The 15,855-nt window shown below is 66.5% G+C and carries 10 protein-coding genes; 8 read left to right on the top strand and 2 right to left on the bottom strand.

Going from position 1 to position 15,855, the window contains the following annotated elements; genetic code table 11:
• The first annotated feature begins 287 nt into the window (after positions 1-287).
• Together OIE68_RS32730 and OIE68_RS32725 are read left to right on the top strand one after the other, a co-directional pair.
• Positions 288-749, top strand: a complete 462-nt coding sequence (locus tag OIE68_RS32730) for an NUDIX domain-containing protein (RefSeq protein ID WP_327094830.1) — start codon at positions 288-290, stop codon at positions 747-749.
• Between the two features lie 84 nt (positions 750-833).
• Positions 834-2,186 carry an MFS transporter gene (locus tag OIE68_RS32725; RefSeq protein ID WP_327094829.1) on the top strand — a complete coding sequence of 451 codons (1,353 nt, stop codon included), beginning with the start codon at positions 834-836 and terminating at the stop codon, positions 2,184-2,186.
• Here OIE68_RS32725 and OIE68_RS32720 read toward each other — a convergent pair.
• Positions 2,176-2,679 carry a hypothetical protein gene (locus tag OIE68_RS32720; protein WP_327094828.1) on the bottom strand — a complete coding sequence of 168 codons (504 nt, stop codon included), beginning with the start codon at positions 2,677-2,679 and terminating at the stop codon, positions 2,176-2,178. The two genes, OIE68_RS32725 and OIE68_RS32720, sit on opposite strands and share 11 nt — an antisense overlap.
• 131 nt (positions 2,680-2,810) lie before the next feature.
• Between OIE68_RS32720 and OIE68_RS32715 the strand changes: the two genes are divergently transcribed.
• From OIE68_RS32715 to OIE68_RS32700, 4 genes are all read left to right on the top strand, one after another.
• Positions 2,811-4,415: a DUF4185 domain-containing protein gene (locus OIE68_RS32715; protein ID WP_419150596.1), complete on the top strand. Its 1,605-nt coding sequence runs from the start codon at positions 2,811-2,813 to the stop codon at positions 4,413-4,415.
• A gap of 85 nt (positions 4,416-4,500) precedes the next feature.
• Entirely contained in the window at positions 4,501-8,085 is a 3,585-nt protein-coding gene (locus OIE68_RS32710) for a hydantoinase B/oxoprolinase family protein (RefSeq protein ID WP_327094827.1), read from the top strand.
• Between the two features lie 88 nt (positions 8,086-8,173).
• Entirely contained in the window at positions 8,174-9,094 is a 921-nt protein-coding gene (locus OIE68_RS32705; protein WP_327094826.1) for an NAD(P)-dependent oxidoreductase, read from the top strand.
• Positions 9,095-9,218: 124 nt separating this feature from the next.
• Complete coding sequence (locus OIE68_RS32700) at positions 9,219-10,034, top strand: hypothetical protein (RefSeq protein WP_327094825.1); 816 nt, start codon at positions 9,219-9,221, stop codon at positions 10,032-10,034.
• A gap of 19 nt (positions 10,035-10,053) precedes the next feature.
• On the opposite strand, the gene OIE68_RS32695 is transcribed toward OIE68_RS32700, so the two are convergent.
• Positions 10,054-11,484 carry a CCA tRNA nucleotidyltransferase gene (locus OIE68_RS32695; protein WP_327094824.1) on the bottom strand — a complete coding sequence of 477 codons (1,431 nt, stop codon included), beginning with the start codon at positions 11,482-11,484 and terminating at the stop codon, positions 10,054-10,056.
• A gap of 367 nt (positions 11,485-11,851) precedes the next feature.
• Between OIE68_RS32695 and OIE68_RS32690 the strand changes: the two genes are divergently transcribed.
• Both OIE68_RS32690 and OIE68_RS32685 read left to right on the top strand, forming a co-directional pair.
• Complete coding sequence (locus OIE68_RS32690; protein WP_327094823.1) at positions 11,852-12,388, top strand: NUDIX hydrolase; 537 nt, start codon at positions 11,852-11,854, stop codon at positions 12,386-12,388.
• Positions 12,385-15,054 carry a DUF6049 family protein gene (locus tag OIE68_RS32685; protein WP_327094822.1) on the top strand — a complete coding sequence of 890 codons (2,670 nt, stop codon included), beginning with the start codon at positions 12,385-12,387 and terminating at the stop codon, positions 15,052-15,054. The genes OIE68_RS32690 and OIE68_RS32685 overlap by 4 nt, the downstream gene beginning before the upstream one ends.
• Positions 15,055-15,855: the final 801 nt, after the last annotated feature.

Here is a 15,855-nt window from a genome sequence, read left to right as displayed (position 1 = left end):
CCTCTCGGGACCGTGCACCGATCACCTTTCAGGGTAGGAGCACTTACGACGTTGGTACTCCGAATTCCTAGTAAATTGTCCTGCACTCGGCATTTTACGCGAGCTGATCTTCGCGAGTGACGTGCAAGCAGTCACTCGCGGCTGCGGGTGAACGGCAGGCGAGCAGTACCGACCGGTTAGTCGAGTCGGCGGTCGGCACGGCCCGCCAGCACACGGCGGGGCTCTGTACGCGTGCACGGCGGATTCGTAACATCATGTGCCACAACGGAATCGGAGGTGACGAACGGATGCGAACCGAGGTGCTCGCACGCATCGAGCAGCAACTCCGCGATGCGGCAGAGCGCGACGGAATCAGCGATTTCGTCGTCGGTGTCGCGGTATTCCGCGATCGCAAACTCCTGGTGGTGCGCCGCGTACCCGACGATTACCACGGCGGCATGTACGAACTGCCCGGTGGCGGAGTCGAATCCGGGGAGACCCTGGCCGAATGCGTGGTGCGGGAACTGTACGAGGAGACCGGGCTGCGGGTGCGCGCCATCACCGAGTTCCTCGGCGACTTCGACTACGCCACCAGGACCAAACCCCGAGTGCGCAAGTACAGCTTCATCGTCGAGGTGGAGCCCGGCGCGGTGGCGCTGGCCCCGGGCGAACACGACGCCTTCGCCTGGATCGATGCGGCCGCGCTCGCCGATTTGCCGATGGCACCGGATATGCGCGAAACAATCTCCACACTGGTGGACTGCGTTTGATCCGTCACAGGCCCACATTGCACCAGGGGGCCGCGAACACGCCGCGCCGCAGGCGCGGCAAATCAAACACAGTAGCCTCTGGGCGTGTCTACTGGTCGCCCCGACGGCAACACTCCCGCGGACGCGCGGCCGGTTTCGCTACAGACGGCGCTGCGCGAGAGTCCCGGCGTGTTGCGTTTGGCGCTGATCCGCTTTACCGGTCAGTTCGGTGACGGCATGTTCCAGGCGGCGCTGTCCGGTGCCATTCTGTTCAACCCGGAACGGGAGACCGATCCGCTCGCCATCGCGGCCGCGTTCGCGGTATTGCTGCTGCCGTACTCGCTGATCGGGCCGTATGCCGGTGCGCTACTGGACCGCTGGGATCGGCGGGCGGTGCTGCTGGTCGCCAATGTGCTGCGGGCGGTGCTGATCGGTGCGGTGAGCGTCGGGCTGTTGGCGGGCAGTAGTGCGACGCCGTTGTTGTTGCTCGCGCTTGCCGTGGTCGGGATCAGCAGGTTCGTGCTCTCGGGCGTGTCGGCCGCGTTGCCCCGAGTGCTCGATCTGCACTGGCTGGTGCCCGCGAATTCGGTGCTGGCCACGGTGGCGTCCGGATGTGCCGGTGTCGGCGCCGCGGCGGCGGTCGCGATCATCGGGTTGATCGGTGCAGGTGATTTCGCGTCGGCGGTCGCGGTGGCGATCAGTGCCGTGTGGTCGGCCTGCGGTGCGGTATTCGCGGCCGGGTTCGGGCCCGGGGTGCTCGGTCCGGAGCCGGGAACCGCGACGCGCGACAGTGCGGTGCGGGCGATCGCGACCGGCCTGCGCCACGGTGCAGCCGCGGTCTGGGGAGCGGTTCAGGTCACCACCGCGATGATCGGCATCGGCACGCATCGGATCGTATTCGGCACCAATACGCTGATCATGGTGCTGGTGCTGCGGCAGGCGCCCGTCGACGGTGGCGGCGCGAATACCGGGCTGACCCGGTTCGGGCTCGCCATCGGCTGTACCGCCGCCGGGATGTTGGTGGCGGCGGTCGTCGCACCGGTATTGATTCCGCGGCTCGGCCGCTCACGCACGGTGGTCCTCGGGCTGTTAACCGCGACCGTGGTGCAGTTGGCGCTGGTCACCCCGACCGCGATCGTGACGGCGGGGACCGCGGCGCATCGGGCGCATCAATTGCTTCTGGTCGCGGCATTCCTGTTCGGGCTCGCGGGGCAGACCATCAAACTGACCGGCGATGCGACCATGCAGATCGATATCGATGACACCAGGCGCGGTCAGGTATTCGCATTGCAGGACACCGTATTCAATATCGCGTTCGTGCTGGCGATCGCGCTCACCGCATCGGTGATACCGGCCGATGGGCGCTCTATCGGCGTGGTGCTGGTCGGTGCCGGAATCTATTGCGCCGGAATAGTGGCCATTGCCGTCAACAGTCGGCGGGTGCCGGTTACTCGTTGAACGGCATTGTCGGATAAGTGGATTCATCGCCCGACCAGGTCCGGTGATCCCGGAGCGCGGCGACATGCTCGATCGGAGCTTGCGGATCGAACGAGCGCGAATCTCGTGGCGGCTCATCGTCATTCGACAAGGCAGCGCCGAATTGATCGGCGGCGAGATGATCCGGCTCGGGCTCGGTGCGCTCGATCCAGGCCAGGTGTTCGCTGTCCGCATCGGCCGGACTGCCGGTGATCTGGTGATTCCAGGTGCCGTTGCCGGTCGGATCGGTGAAGAAATGGTCGAGTACGCCGTCGTCGTCGAGATCCAGCCCGGCCACATCGGCAACGCCGGTGCCGTGCGAATCCCACAGCACATCATCGACCAGGCCGTCGCCGTCGAAGTCGAGTCCCACCGCATCGCCGACGCCCGAGCCGGATAGATCCAAATCCGCCTGGCTGGTCCAGACGTGCACCGTGCCGTCACCGGTTCCGAACACGTACTCGATCTCGTTCATATCTGGTTGGACGCGAATGCGCCTCATCCGGTTCCACGCTTCGCACGATTCGGTCGGGTAAGTTGATCTCCCATCGACCCGAATCGACAGGGAGTCAGCAACGGATGGGATTTCGGCCGAGCAGTACGCGTGTGTTCGCGTCGTCGGCCAATTATTCCTGTGCGCCCGTAATCCTGGGCGTGCTGCTCGCCGGAGCACTGACCGTACCGACGCCCGTCGTGCAGGCGGCGCAGCATCCGTGGGCGCCGCCGCCGGTGAACAGTTGTGGCGAGATCGGATTCGACCCGTTGAACCGGGCGCCGGACCCGAACGCACCGCCGCCTCCACCGCTGCCCCCTTTGCCCCCGCAGATCGATATCCCGGTACCGGTTCCCGAGATCACGCCGGTTCCGGTCCCTGATCCGCCGCCGGACAACACCCGGATCGATCCGGAACCGCTGCCCACCGACCCGTGCCGCAATCCGTGCCCGGATATTCGGGATACACCGAAGCCGTCGGATCCCGCCACCGATCCGGAACCGGAAGGCGCGCCCGACACCGGGTCCAGCTCCGGTTCCGGATCCGGCTCGAGCTCCGGTTCGACTTCGGGTTCCGGCTCGATCCGTCTGCCGCGCATAGAGTTCCGCCCGGAGATCGAACCCATTCCGATCCCGGTGCCCGGCCCCGACGGAATCGAACCGCAACCCGCACCACCGCCGATCGTGCACCCGGACGAACCCGGACCGCTGACAGCCGCCATCGCCCCGCCGCTGGTGGAGTCGGTGGATCTGGTCGGTCAGGTGACCGGGCACGGTTCGGCTAACCGCACCGATATGCGCTGGCAGGTCGACGGCACCGACCTCGGCATCATGTGGGAGACCAAACCGGGCGAGGTCGCCGTGGCCTTCGGCGACACCTTCGGCGACGGCTGGACCAGTGGCGGCGTGGGCGGACCCGATTGGCGCAGCAATGTACTCGGCTACAGCACCGACCACGATCTCGCCGACGGACTCGGCATCGACACCATGGTGCAGGACAGCCGTTGTCACGCCACCGAACTGCTGTCCAGCCGCAAGATCAAGAACTGGGAGACGACCACCATCCCGACCTCCGGGTTCGCGATCGGGCGGCGCCAGTTCATGAGCTATATGTCGGTGAACCACTGGAGCCGCATCCCCGGCCTGTGGTCGACCAATTACGGCGGGCTCGCGTACTCCGACGACAACGGCCGCACCTGGGTCAAGGATCAGCATGCCCGGTGGGACAACTTCTTCGGGCTCGGCCGGTTCCAGGTGGCGGCCATGGTCCCGCAGGGCAATTACGTCTATATGTTCGGCACGCCCAACGGCCGGGTCGGCGTGATCGGCCTGGCCAGGGTGCCGAAGACCGAGGTGCTGAACAAATCGGCCTACCAGTACTGGGTGGGTGGAACCTGGGCACCTGCGGCCGAAAACCAGGCCACGCCTTTGGTTCTCGGTATGGCAAGCGAGCTGTCGGTGCGCTTCGACAAGGACACCGAACAGTGGCAGATGGTCTATCTGGATTCGGCGCGCAGCGCGATCGTGATGCGCAGCGCGGCGAGCCCGCAGGGTGCCTGGACCGACGGTGTCCAGCTGGTCTCCACCGACGACTATCCGAAGGCCTACGGCGGCTTCATCCATCCGTGGTCGACGAGCGAGGATCTGTACTTCACCATCTCGGCGTGGGATAGCTACAACGTGTATCTCATGCACGCGAAGATCGATCCGCCGCACTGACCGCGCTCGGATCCGCGCCGACGGTGATTCGGTATGGTGCGCATGTGATCGACCAGCGCATACGTACTTCGCACGGGCGGCGCCGGTGACGAGCGAGACACCGGGCTGGCAGTTCTGGATCGATCGGGGCGGCACATTTACCGATGTGGTGGCCCGTCGACCCGACGGCAAGCTCGTCACGCACAAGCTGCTCTCGGAGAATCCGGCGCGCTATGCCGACTCCGCGGTGGCAGGCATTCGCGAAATCCTCGCCGACGCGGGCGGCACCGCCGATATCGATGCCGTCCGGATGGGCACAACGGTCGCGACCAACGCGCTGCTCGAGCGCAAAGGCGAACGCACCGTGCTGGTCATCACGCGCGGCTTCCGCGACGCATTGCGCATCGCCTATCAGAATCGGCCGCAGATCTTCGCGCGGGAGATCGTGCTGCCGGAGTTGCTACACGAGCACGTGATCGAGGTGGACGAGCGCGTCACGGCGGATGGCACGGTGCTGACCCCGCCGGATCTCGAAGCACTGGCGGCCGAACTGAAGCCGTTGTACGACAGTGGTATCCGCGCCGTCGCCGTCGTCTGCATGCATTCCCATCTTTATCCCGAACACGAAAAGGCGATCGGCAGGGTCGCGCGCGAAATCGGATTTCCGCAGATCTCGCTGTCCAGCGAGGTGAGCCCGCTGATGAAGCTGGTGCCGCGCGGGGACACCACGGTGGTGGACGCCTATCTCTCACCGGTGCTGCGCCGCTACGTCCAGCAGGTCGCCGACCAGCTCACGGGTGTGCGGCTGATGTTCATGCAGTCCAATGGCGGACTCACCGAGGCCGGGCAGTTCCGCGGTAAGGACGCCATCCTGTCCGGTCCGGCGGGCGGCATCGTCGGCATGGTGCGGATGTCCGAACTCGCCGGATTCGACCGCGTCATCGGCTTCGATATGGGTGGAACCTCCACGGACGTATCGCATTTCGCGGGCGAGTACGAGCGAGTGTTCATCACGCAGATCGCCGGTGTCCGGTTGCGCGCGCCGATGCTCGATATCCATACCGTCGCGGCGGGTGGCGGTTCGATCCTGCATTTCGACGGCAGCCGCTACCGTGTCGGACCCGATTCCGCGGGCGCGGCACCCGGACCGGCCTGTTATCGCGGCGGCGGACCGCTGACGGTCACTGATGCCAACGTGATGCTCGGCCGCATCCAATCCGCACATTTTCCAAGGGTTTTCGGGCCGGATGGCAATGCGCCGCTCGATGATGCGCTGGTACGCAACCGATTCGCGGAACTGGCCGCCGAAATCGCGGAGAGCACCGGTGACGATCGCACACCGGAACAGGTCGCCGAGGGCTATCTCGAAATCGCGGTCGCCAATATCGCCGCCGCCATCAAGCGGATCTCGGTGCAGAAGGGCCACGATGTGACCCGGTACGCGCTGACCACCTTCGGCGGCGCGGGCGGCCAACTCGCCTGCAAGGTGGCCGATTCCCTCGGCATTCGCACCGTTGTGGTGCCGCCCATGGCCGGTGTGCTCTCCGCCCTCGGTATCGGTCTCGCCGATACCACCGCCATGCGCGAACGTTCGGTGGAGTTGCCGCTGCACGAGGAGTCGATGGACCATGTCGGCGAGATCGCCGATGATCTGGAGGCCATCGCTCGCGCCGAACTACTCGATGAGGACGTGCCTGTGCACCGGGTGCGTATCGTGCGGCGCGCCCAGCTGCGCTACGACGGCACCGACACCACGCTCACCGTCGAACTCACCGAACCGGCGGAGATGGCAGCGGATTTCGTCGAACGACACCGCAGCACCTACTCCTTCGTGCTGGACCGCCCGATCGTGATCGAGGCGCTTTCGGTCGAGGCGATCGGGCTCACCGAACCACCCGATCTCGCCGACCTGGCCGGGCCGCGCGCAAAATCAGGCGAGCCGGAGTCGGTGCGACTGCATACCGGTGGCGTTCTGCGCGAGGTATTCCTTTACCGGCGTGCGGAATTGGTGCCGACGAAAGCGGTGCGCGGGCCCGCGATCATTACCGAGGCCAACTCCACCACGGTCGTCGACGACGGTTGGCAGGCCGTGGTGAACGACCTCGGACATCTGATCATGGAACGGGTCGAAGCGGTGGCCGGACCAGAGGCGGGCACCGAAGCGGACCCCGTGCTGCTGGAGGTCTTCAACAATCTGTTCATGTCCATCGCCGAGCAGATGGGCGCGCGGCTGGAGTCGACCGCGCAGTCGGTCAATATCAAAGAGCGCCTGGACTTCTCGTGCGCGCTCTTCGATCCCGACGGCAATCTCGTCGCCAATGCGCCGCATATTCCGGTCCATCTCGGATCGATGGGGACCAGCGTCAAGGAGGTCATCCGGCGCAGGCAGGCCGGAGGCATGCGCCCCGGTGACACCTACGCCGTCAACGATCCCTACCACGGCGGCACCCATCTGCCCGATGTCACGGTGATCACGCCGGTATTCGACACCGCGGGCGCCGAGATCCTCTTCTATGTCGCATCACGCGGCCATCACGCCGAAATCGGCGGTATCGCGCCCGGTTCGATGCCGGCGAACAGCCGTCGCATCGAGGAAGAGGGCGTCATCTTCGACAACTGGCTGCTCGTCGAGGACGGCCGGTTCCGCGAGGACGAGACGCTGCGCTTGCTCACCGAAGCGCCGTACCCGTCCCGCAATCCGGCCACCAACCTCGCCGATCTGCGCGCCCAGATCGCCGCCAATGCCAAGGGTGTCGAAGAAGTCCGGAAGATGATCGAGCACTTCGGGCTCGACGTCGTCGAGGCGTATATGCGGCATGTGCAGGACAATGCGGAGGAATCGGTGCGGCGCGTCATCGATGCGCTCGACGACGGCGAATACGCCTATGCGACCGACCTGGGTGCGACCATTCGCGTTCGGATCACCGTGGATCGGGAAAACCGCAGCGCCACTATCGATTTCAGTGGTACCTCCGGGCAGCTCGACGGTAACTTCAACGCCCCCTATGCCGTTGTGAACGCGGCGGTCCTGTATGTCTTCCGCACGCTGGTCGCCGACGATATTCCGCTCAACGACGGCTGCCTGCGACCACTGCGGATCATCGTGCCGCCCGGTTCGATGCTCGCGCCCGAACCGCCCGCCGCGGTCGTCGCGGGCAATGTCGAGACCTCCCAGGCGATTACCGGCGCGCTGTACGCGGCGCTCGGGGTGCAGGCCGAGGGGTCGGGCACGATGAACAACATCACCTTCGGCAATGATCGCAGCCAGTACTACGAGACGATCGGATCCGGATCGGGTGCCGGCGACGGTTTCGACGGCGCTCCGGTGGTCCAGACCCATATGACCAACTCCCGGCTCACCGATCCGGAGGTGCTGGAGTGGCGACTGCCGGTGCTGCTCGAGGAGTTCTCGGTACGCGCGGGGAGCGGAGGTACCGGTCGATGGCGTGGTGGTGACGGTGCGGTGCGTCGGCTGCGATTCACCGAGCCGGTGACGGTCTCGACGCTGTCGAGTCATCGCCGGGTGCCGCCGTACGGCATGGCGGGCGGCGCGCCCGGCGCCCTCGGCCGAAACCGGATCGAGCGTGCCGATGGCACGGTGCAGGACCTGAGCGGGGCGGATTCGGCGCACCTCGACCCCGGGGATGTGCTGGTCATCGAGACGCCCGGCGGCGGCGGGTACGGGAACTGATCACGTTCGGCGCGCCGCCCTGGCATGCTTTCGAGAGTGAGGTAGCTCACATTCGGCAGTGTCACGTCGGAAGGAGGTCAGCTGTCTGATGACCATGAACGACAACAAGAACGTATTGCTGGCCGGGGCGAGCGGAGTGCTGGGCGCCCACATCACCACCGCTCTCCGGCAGTCCGGCTACACCGTGATTTCGCTGTCCCGCGGCGCCGGGGCCGATGTCCAGGCCGATCTGATGAATCGCGACCAACTGCTGCGCGCGGTCGAGGGTCGCACCGTCGACACCGTGGTGCACGCGGCGACGGCACTGCGCAAGGCGCCCATGCGGCACAAGGATATGTACGCGACCAATGCGCTGCGGATCACCGGCACCGCCAACCTGCTGGAGGCCGCGCGCGCCGTCGGTGCCCGGCGGGTCATCGCCGAATCCGTGGTCCTCGGTTACGGCTACGGCGATTTCGGCGATCACGTGCTCACCGAGGACGACCCCTTCGCATCGACCGGCGACAAAGCGGTGGAACCCCACCTCGAAGGCATGCGGGTCAAGGAAGAGCTGATGCTGAATGCCGATGGGATCGAAGGGATCTCATTGCGCTACGGCATGTTCTACGGCGCGGGCGGCACAGAGGCCATTATCGAGATGCTGCGCAAGCGACAGCTGCCGACGGTGAACGATCACGGACGGGTGCTGCCGTGGGTCGATCTGGCCGATGCGGGTGCGGCGGTGGCGCTGGCCGTCGAAGGCGGAAAGCCCGGTGCCGCATACAACATCGTGGACGACACCCCGCTCGGCTTCGGTGCATACGTCAAGCTGGTGGCCGAAACCTTCGGCACACCAAAGCCATTGACCGTACCGGCCTGGATGATGCGGCCCATGTCGTACGCCTACCGCATGACGCAGGCCAGTATGCGAGTGTCCAATGCCAAGGCGAAGACGGAGCTCGGTTGGACACCGCGCTATCCGTCCTGCGCCGATGGCATGCGCGCTTTGGCCGCCGCGCAGCACGGCTAGCCGATCAGCGCGTAGAGCCGCGAGCCGCCGAGTCGCGTCATTCCGTGGATACGCACAATTGCCCACATCGTCACAGCCGCGAACGTGGTCGGGTGCGCCGACGCCAAGTACGCTCGGAGCAATCATGGCCACGTACTTCGATCCGATGTCATGGTCACCGATGCGGGCCGTCGACATGGGTAAACGCCTCTTCGATCAATCACTGCTCGAACAATGGCTCGCCTACACGACCGCCTGGGTGGATCCACTGGCCGACTTCGGCGCGGGCACGGTGACCGCGCTCATGCCGGACGTGCTGATGACCGTGCTCAGCGAGGGCATTCTCAGCCGGTTCGGCGGCCAGGAGGTCAGCGCCACCCTGCTCGGCCACGATCTGCACGCGACCCTGCAGGTGCTCAAGGTGCGCAGACGCGGCGCGCATTTCCAGACCAAGACCGTGCTGTCCCGGCTACGCTGGGACGATCACCCGATCGAGCAGGTCACCGTGATCGCGCACGGGGTCCGGCTGGTGCCCGGCGTGCCGACGAAGGCGCGGGTGCAGCAGCTGGATCTGAACGGGACCGTCACCGCCGAGGCGCTCGTGGGCTGGCTCGATACCCAGCAGCCCGATTGGAAACTCGACGTCGACGCGAGCGGATTGATCCGGGCGAAGCATCGCAAACGCCGGATCAACGCGCTGGTGGAGGCGCAGGTGCGCGACAACCTGCTGACCGTCGATATTCACCGGGCGAACTGGCTGGGCATCCGGATCCCGCGGAAGCTGGTGACCGCGCCGGCGATCCTGCTGGATCGGCTACCGAACGACGCGCGCATCGTGCACGCCACCCGCGAGGGCGATCTGATCCGGTTCCGGGTGGAGCTGCCGGCGATCACCGGATCGTTCGATCTGGCGCAGATCCGCTCGGCCATCGTGGCGGGGACCACGCTGATCATCTTCTGATCGACCGGCGAGGTCCCGCTCAGACCTGGGCTTTCCACCATTCCAGCAGCGCGGCCTCGGCCTCGTCCCTGGTGAGCGGTCCACGATCCAGGCGCAACTCCTTCAGGAACCGCCATGCCTTGCCGACCTCCGGACCCGCGGGAATGCCGAGCAATTCCATGATCGCGTTACCGTCCAGGTCCGGACGCACCCGATCCAGATCCTCCTGCTCCTGCAGTCTGGCGATCCGCGTCTCCAGCTCGTCATAGGTGGCGCGCAGCGCGGCGGCACGACGCTTATTGCGAGTAGTGCAGTCGGCGCGGACCAGTTTGTGCAGCCGAGGTAGCAGGTCATCGGCGTCGGTGACGTAGCGGCGCACCGCCGAATCGGTCCACTGTCCCTTGCCGTAGCCGTGGAAACGCAAGTGCAGGAACACCAGTCGCGCCACTTCCTCGGTGAACTGCTTGGGGTACTTGAGCGCGCGCATCCGCTTGCGCACCATCTTCGCGCCGACCACCTCGTGGTGATGGAAGCTGACGCCGCCGCCCGGTTCATTGCGCTTGGTATCGGGCTTGCCGATGTCGTGCAGCAGCGCGGCCCAGCGCAGCACCAGATCCGGGTCACCCTCTTCCAGGTCGATGGCCTGCTGCAACACGGTCAGCGAATGCCAGTAGACATCCTTGTGCTGGTGGTGCTCGTCGATCTCCAGCTTCATCGCGGGCACCTCGGGCAGTACCAGCTGGGCCAGGCCGGTCTCGCACATGACATTGATGCCGTCGATCGGATGCGCGGAGGCGATGAGCTTATCCAGTTCGGTGCGCACCCGCTCCGCGGTGATCCGCTCGATCTCACCCGCCATCGCGACGATCGCGACCCGCACCCGCGGCTCCAGTTCGAAGCCGAGCTGCGCGACGAAACGCGCCGCCCGCAGCATGCGCAACGGATCGTCGTTGAACGAATCCTCCGGCGCCGCAGGCGTATCCAGCACTTCGGCCAGCAGCGCGTCCATCCCACCGAGCGGATCGATGAACTCGAGCGACCCGTCGGCCCCGATCTTCACCGCCATCGCATTGACGGTGAAATCGCGTCGCACCAGGTCGCCCTCGAGCGAATCGCCGAAGGTGACCTCGGGATTGCGCGACACCCGGTCATAGGTATCGCTACGGAAGGTGGTGATCTCCAACTGCTGATCGGCCTTCGACGCACTCACCGTGCCGAACGCCAACCCGCCGGTATCCCACAGATGATCGGCCCACCCGCGCAACAACTCCTGCACCTGCTCGGGCCTGGCATCGGTGGTGAAATCCAGATCCGTCCCCAACCGTCCGAGCACCGCATCGCGCACACTGCCCCCGACCAGGTATAACTCATACCCCCGCGCGGCGAACAACTCGCCCAACGGTGTCAACACATCGGACAACCGTCCCAGCGTGACCGCGGCCGCGGCCAGCAATCGGGTACGTCGATCCAACGCTACATCCTCGGACTTGGGCGAAACCACGAAGTAGCAGCTTACCGAGCCCGCACAACCGATATTCCAGCGCAACCCGCGCAGCCACCACAGATATATAAGGCCTAGCGCATGAGGCGCGCTGCAGGTGCCGAACCACGTCGGCCGAACTCGACCATCCAGGATCGAACACAGCCGAGTCGTCGAAGCGCATGCGACGAAGTCGCGAGTCTCGACGGCGCCGCTAGCGACTGCTTGCAGGTCACTCGAAACGGTCGGACGCGAGACACCAGGAGGCCCGCGAACACGCCGCGCCCGCGCGGCCAACAACAGAACCGCCGACCCGCCGCGCCGAAGGCGCGGCAATTCAGCACAGTAGGATTGCGTGGTGTCTCCGGCCGATCGCGCGAACAGTCGACGCCGCCAGCCCCGGCGCCGCGGTTCGGCCGCCAACGGGGCGAAACCACGCATGCGCACGGTACGGGAAACCTCGGCGGGTGGACTCGTCGTCGACGGGTTGGACGGGCCGAGCGATAAACGCAGTGCAGCGCTCATCGGGCGGACCGATCGGCGTGGCAGACTGCTGTGGTCGCTGCCCAAGGGACATATCGAAGAAGGGGAGACACCCGAGCAGACCGCGATCCGGGAGGTCGCCGAGGAGACCGGAATCAATGGGATAGTGGTCGCCGAACTCGGCAGCATCGATTACTGGTTCGTTACCGAGGGTCGCCGGGTACACAAGACCGTGCATCATTATCTGCTGCGCTCCATCGGTGGTGAGCTCTCCGATGCCGACGTCGAGGTCACGCAGGTGGCGTGGGTTCCGTTGAGCGAATTGGATTCTCGGCTCGCCTATGCCGATGAGCGGCGCCTCGCCGAAGTGGCGAACCGGATGATCGACCGGATGGAGACCGGCAAGAGATGACCCAGACTTTCCGGCATCGCGCAGCGATTCCGTGGGGGGTGGTAGTCGGGCGACGGGTGGCCCTGTTCCGGATCATCGCGGCGGTCCTGACCATTCTCGGCTCAGCGACGGCGGTTCCGGTACTGCTCGCCCAGCCCGCCGCCGCCCAGCCGACGACGCCGAATAGTTCGTCGTCGCCGAAATTCCTGAAGCTGACCCTGGATTCGGTGAATCCGTCCGCGGTGACCACCACCAGCGATCCGACACTGACGGTCGCGGGCACGGTCACCAATATCGGCGATCGGGTGGTGGAGGACATCAGCGTCCGCATCCAACGCGCCGCCGCGGTGTCGGCACCGAGCGCGCTGCGCTCGACCCTGCGCTTGGACCAGGTCAACTACGACGTGACCGGTCCGTTCGAAGATATCGCCGACCGTTTGAGCCCCGGCCAGCGCAAACAGTTCACGATCAGCATCGCGTTGCGCTCCAGCGGCGGTACGGCCGCGCTCGATATCACCAAGCCCGGCGTCTATCCGCTGCTGCTGAATGTCAACGGGGAACCGGCCTACGGCACCCAGGCCCGCCTCGACGACGCGCGGTTCCTGCTCCCGGTGCTGGGTGTACCGCCCGCAGTCGATATCAGCTCGCCGGTGCCCGCCGCGCCCGATACCCCGGTGGCGACGACACTGCTGTGGCCGCTGGCCGACCGCCCTCGGCTGGTCGCCGGTGTCACCGGCCCGCTCAATGGGAAGGCCGAGCTCACCGACGACGAATTGGCCGCATCGCTGGGCAAGGGCGGGCGTCTGGACCAATTGCTCGGAGCCTTGGAATCGGTGCTGGGCACCAACCCGCCCAGTCGCGATCGCACGCTGAACTCGGCGGTCTGCATCGCGATCGATCCCGATCTGCTGATCACCGCACAGATGATGACCAAGGGTTATCGCGTGCTGGCCAGCCCTTCCGATCCGGACGGTGCGACCAGGGCGGGCGCCGGCGCCGATCAGGCCCAGACCTGGTTGGACCGTTTGCGCGCGGTCGCCGCATCGACCTGTACGGTCGCGCTGCCGTTCGCGCAGGTCGATATCACGGCACTGGCCGCGGTCGACGATCCCGAACTGTCCACGCGAGCGTTGAACGACCCCGCCGATATCGTCGATTCGATCCTGGCCACCAAATCGGTGCGCGGGGTCAGCGTGCCGGATTCCGGCAGTATCGATGAGAGTGCGGGAATGTTGTTGCGCGGCCACGGTTTCGGGACCGCCGTACTGGCCGATAACGCTGCCGTCTCGCTCGGCACCGCCGGTACCTCGACGGATTCGCAGCCGATCACCACCGGACGCGGCGGCACCGGTAATCAGAGCACCACCAACCAGACCACCTCGAGTCAGCCGCTGCCGGAGACGAGCACGCCGGATGTGGTCCGGCTCGCCGAGATCGCCCCGCTGCCCGTCACGCCGGAGTCGACACCGGAACCGCAGACCAGCGCGCCACCGAGCACATCCGCCCCGACGACGAATGCGGCACCCTCCGGCACCCAGACCCCGTCCGCCGATCCGGCATTGCACGCGGCGACCTTCGATATCTGGTCCGCGACCGCCCTCGCCGCCGTCGGCTCCAACCCGCCCACCCCGTCGTTCACCCCCGCACGCGTCCGCTACGACGTCACCAACGACTCCCGGATGGCCCGCCTGCAGGATGCGCTCGGCGCCATCACCTGGTCCGCGCTGAACCCGGACCCGAGCCGCCCGCGCTCACTGCTGCTGGTGCCGCCGCAGCAGTGGAGCGCGAACCGGGACGAGGCCACCGCGATCCTGAAGCAGGTCGACCTGCTGCTGCACAACAACCTCGCGACCCCGCGCACGCTCGCCGAGCTGGTCGCCGAATCGCCCGACGCGCAGCCCCACGAACCCGACTATCTGCCGCAGGCCGCCCATGACGCGGTTCCGGACCGCTTCGTGCTTCCGGTCCGCGACCAAGGCCGCCGGATCACCGATCTCATGCGTTCGCTCGTCGAGGTTCCCGAGACCGAGCCGACGCCGAATCAGTATCTGACCCCGCTGCGCGACGATCTGCTACGCGTCCTGACCCTCTCGGACCGGCGCTCCGGCGATTCCGCACAGCCGGACACCTACGCCCAGCGCCGACTCGACCAGACGACACGCACACTGGACCGGCTCTACGGTTCGGTCACCGTGCTGCCGCCCGGCGGGGTTTACACCTTGGCCTCCGAGCAGAGCCCGTTGCTATTGGTCGCACGCAACGATCTGCCGGTCGCTATCCGGGTCCGGTTCCGGATCGAGGCGCCGACGGAGACGAAGATCACCGATCCCGGCGAGGAGACGCTGCCGCCCACCGGAAGCCGGTCGTTCCAGATCCCGACCGAGGTCACCGATAGCCGTAATCTGGTCATTCCGATCTCCCTTACCACGTCCGACGGCGTCCCACTCGGCAATCCCACCTCGGTCTCGGTGCGTTCGAACGCTTACGGTCAGACCTTGGCAATAATTACGGCGTGTGCCGGAATACTGCTGTTCCTGTTGGCCGGGCGCCGGTTGTGGCGTCGGTTCCGCGGACAGCCGGATCCGGCCGACGAGGGTTTCGATCCGGGCACCCGACGCCGGGTGAACAGGTACCGACGGGCGCGCAGGCGCGTATTACAGCAGCAGGAGCAGCAGGAGGCGGGATGAGGACGAGGACACCTCACTCGTGCTCGGTTGCCGTCGAAACCTCTGATCGGTACCGACCCCGCACCACTCATGGCATCGTGGAGGACAATCGCGTAACACCCTGGGCGTCATCGGCCCGGCGGCGGGGGATTGCATGGCGCAGGAGGCACGATGAGCGACGATGATCTATCCGCTCATCGGCAACCACCTGTTGATCGGCCCGACGGACCCCCGGCCCGCCGGGCGCCTTCGGCACCCTGGGAACGGCAACTGGCGCAGCCACCGGCAGAACCGGAGGACGCGGAGATGACTCCCGATGAACGTTTCGGCGGTTCGCCGCGCGTACCGCAGGTGAGTCGTCCGGGTCAGCCGCAGCGACCGGTGCCGCCGCCGCGCCCGACACCCCGCGTCTCGCAGCCGCCGACCGGACCGATGGCACCGCCCTCCGGCGCAGTGCCCAGGCAACCCCGGCCGCAGCAGCGGCCGGTACCCCGTCCTCCGCAATATCCGGAACCGCAGCAATATCCCGAACCCCGGCCGCATCCGGGTCAGCAGTCACATCCTGGGCAGCGGCAATACCCGGCGCCGCCACAGCAGCCCGGTCCGGCCCGGCCGCGGCCGATACCACCCGGTCAGCAGATGCCGCCTGGTCAACCGGGACCGTCGGGCGCACCGCCTCGGGTCCCGCCCCAGCGTTTCGCGCCGCCGCCGAACTACCAGGCACCGCGACCGAGCTATCAGACACCGCCACCACAGCCCCCGGCACCGCCACAGCCCTCGGCGACGCGGCAGCCTCCGATCGAACGACAGCGACCGGTAGAG

The sequence above is a fragment of the Nocardia vinacea genome, assembly GCF_035920345.1.
Lineage (GTDB): Bacteria > Actinomycetota > Actinomycetes > Mycobacteriales > Mycobacteriaceae > Nocardia > Nocardia vinacea_A.
The sequence above is the reverse complement of the archived record's forward strand: the minus strand, read 5'-3'. Positions and strand labels throughout refer to the sequence as shown.

Coding starts and splice junctions, on each gene's coding strand:
- OIE68_RS32720 (WP_327094828.1), bottom strand. CDS start 2,679: ATGAACGAGATCGAGTACGTGTTCGGAACCGGTGACGGCACGGTGCAC.
- OIE68_RS32685 (WP_327094822.1), top strand. CDS start 12,385: ATGACCCAGACTTTCCGGCATCGCGCAGCGATTCCGTGGGGGGTGGTA.
- OIE68_RS32730 (WP_327094830.1), top strand. CDS start 288: ATGCGAACCGAGGTGCTCGCACGCATCGAGCAGCAACTCCGCGATGCG.
- OIE68_RS32705 (WP_327094826.1), top strand. CDS start 8,174: ATGACCATGAACGACAACAAGAACGTATTGCTGGCCGGGGCGAGCGGA.
- OIE68_RS32700 (WP_327094825.1), top strand. CDS start 9,219: ATGGCCACGTACTTCGATCCGATGTCATGGTCACCGATGCGGGCCGTC.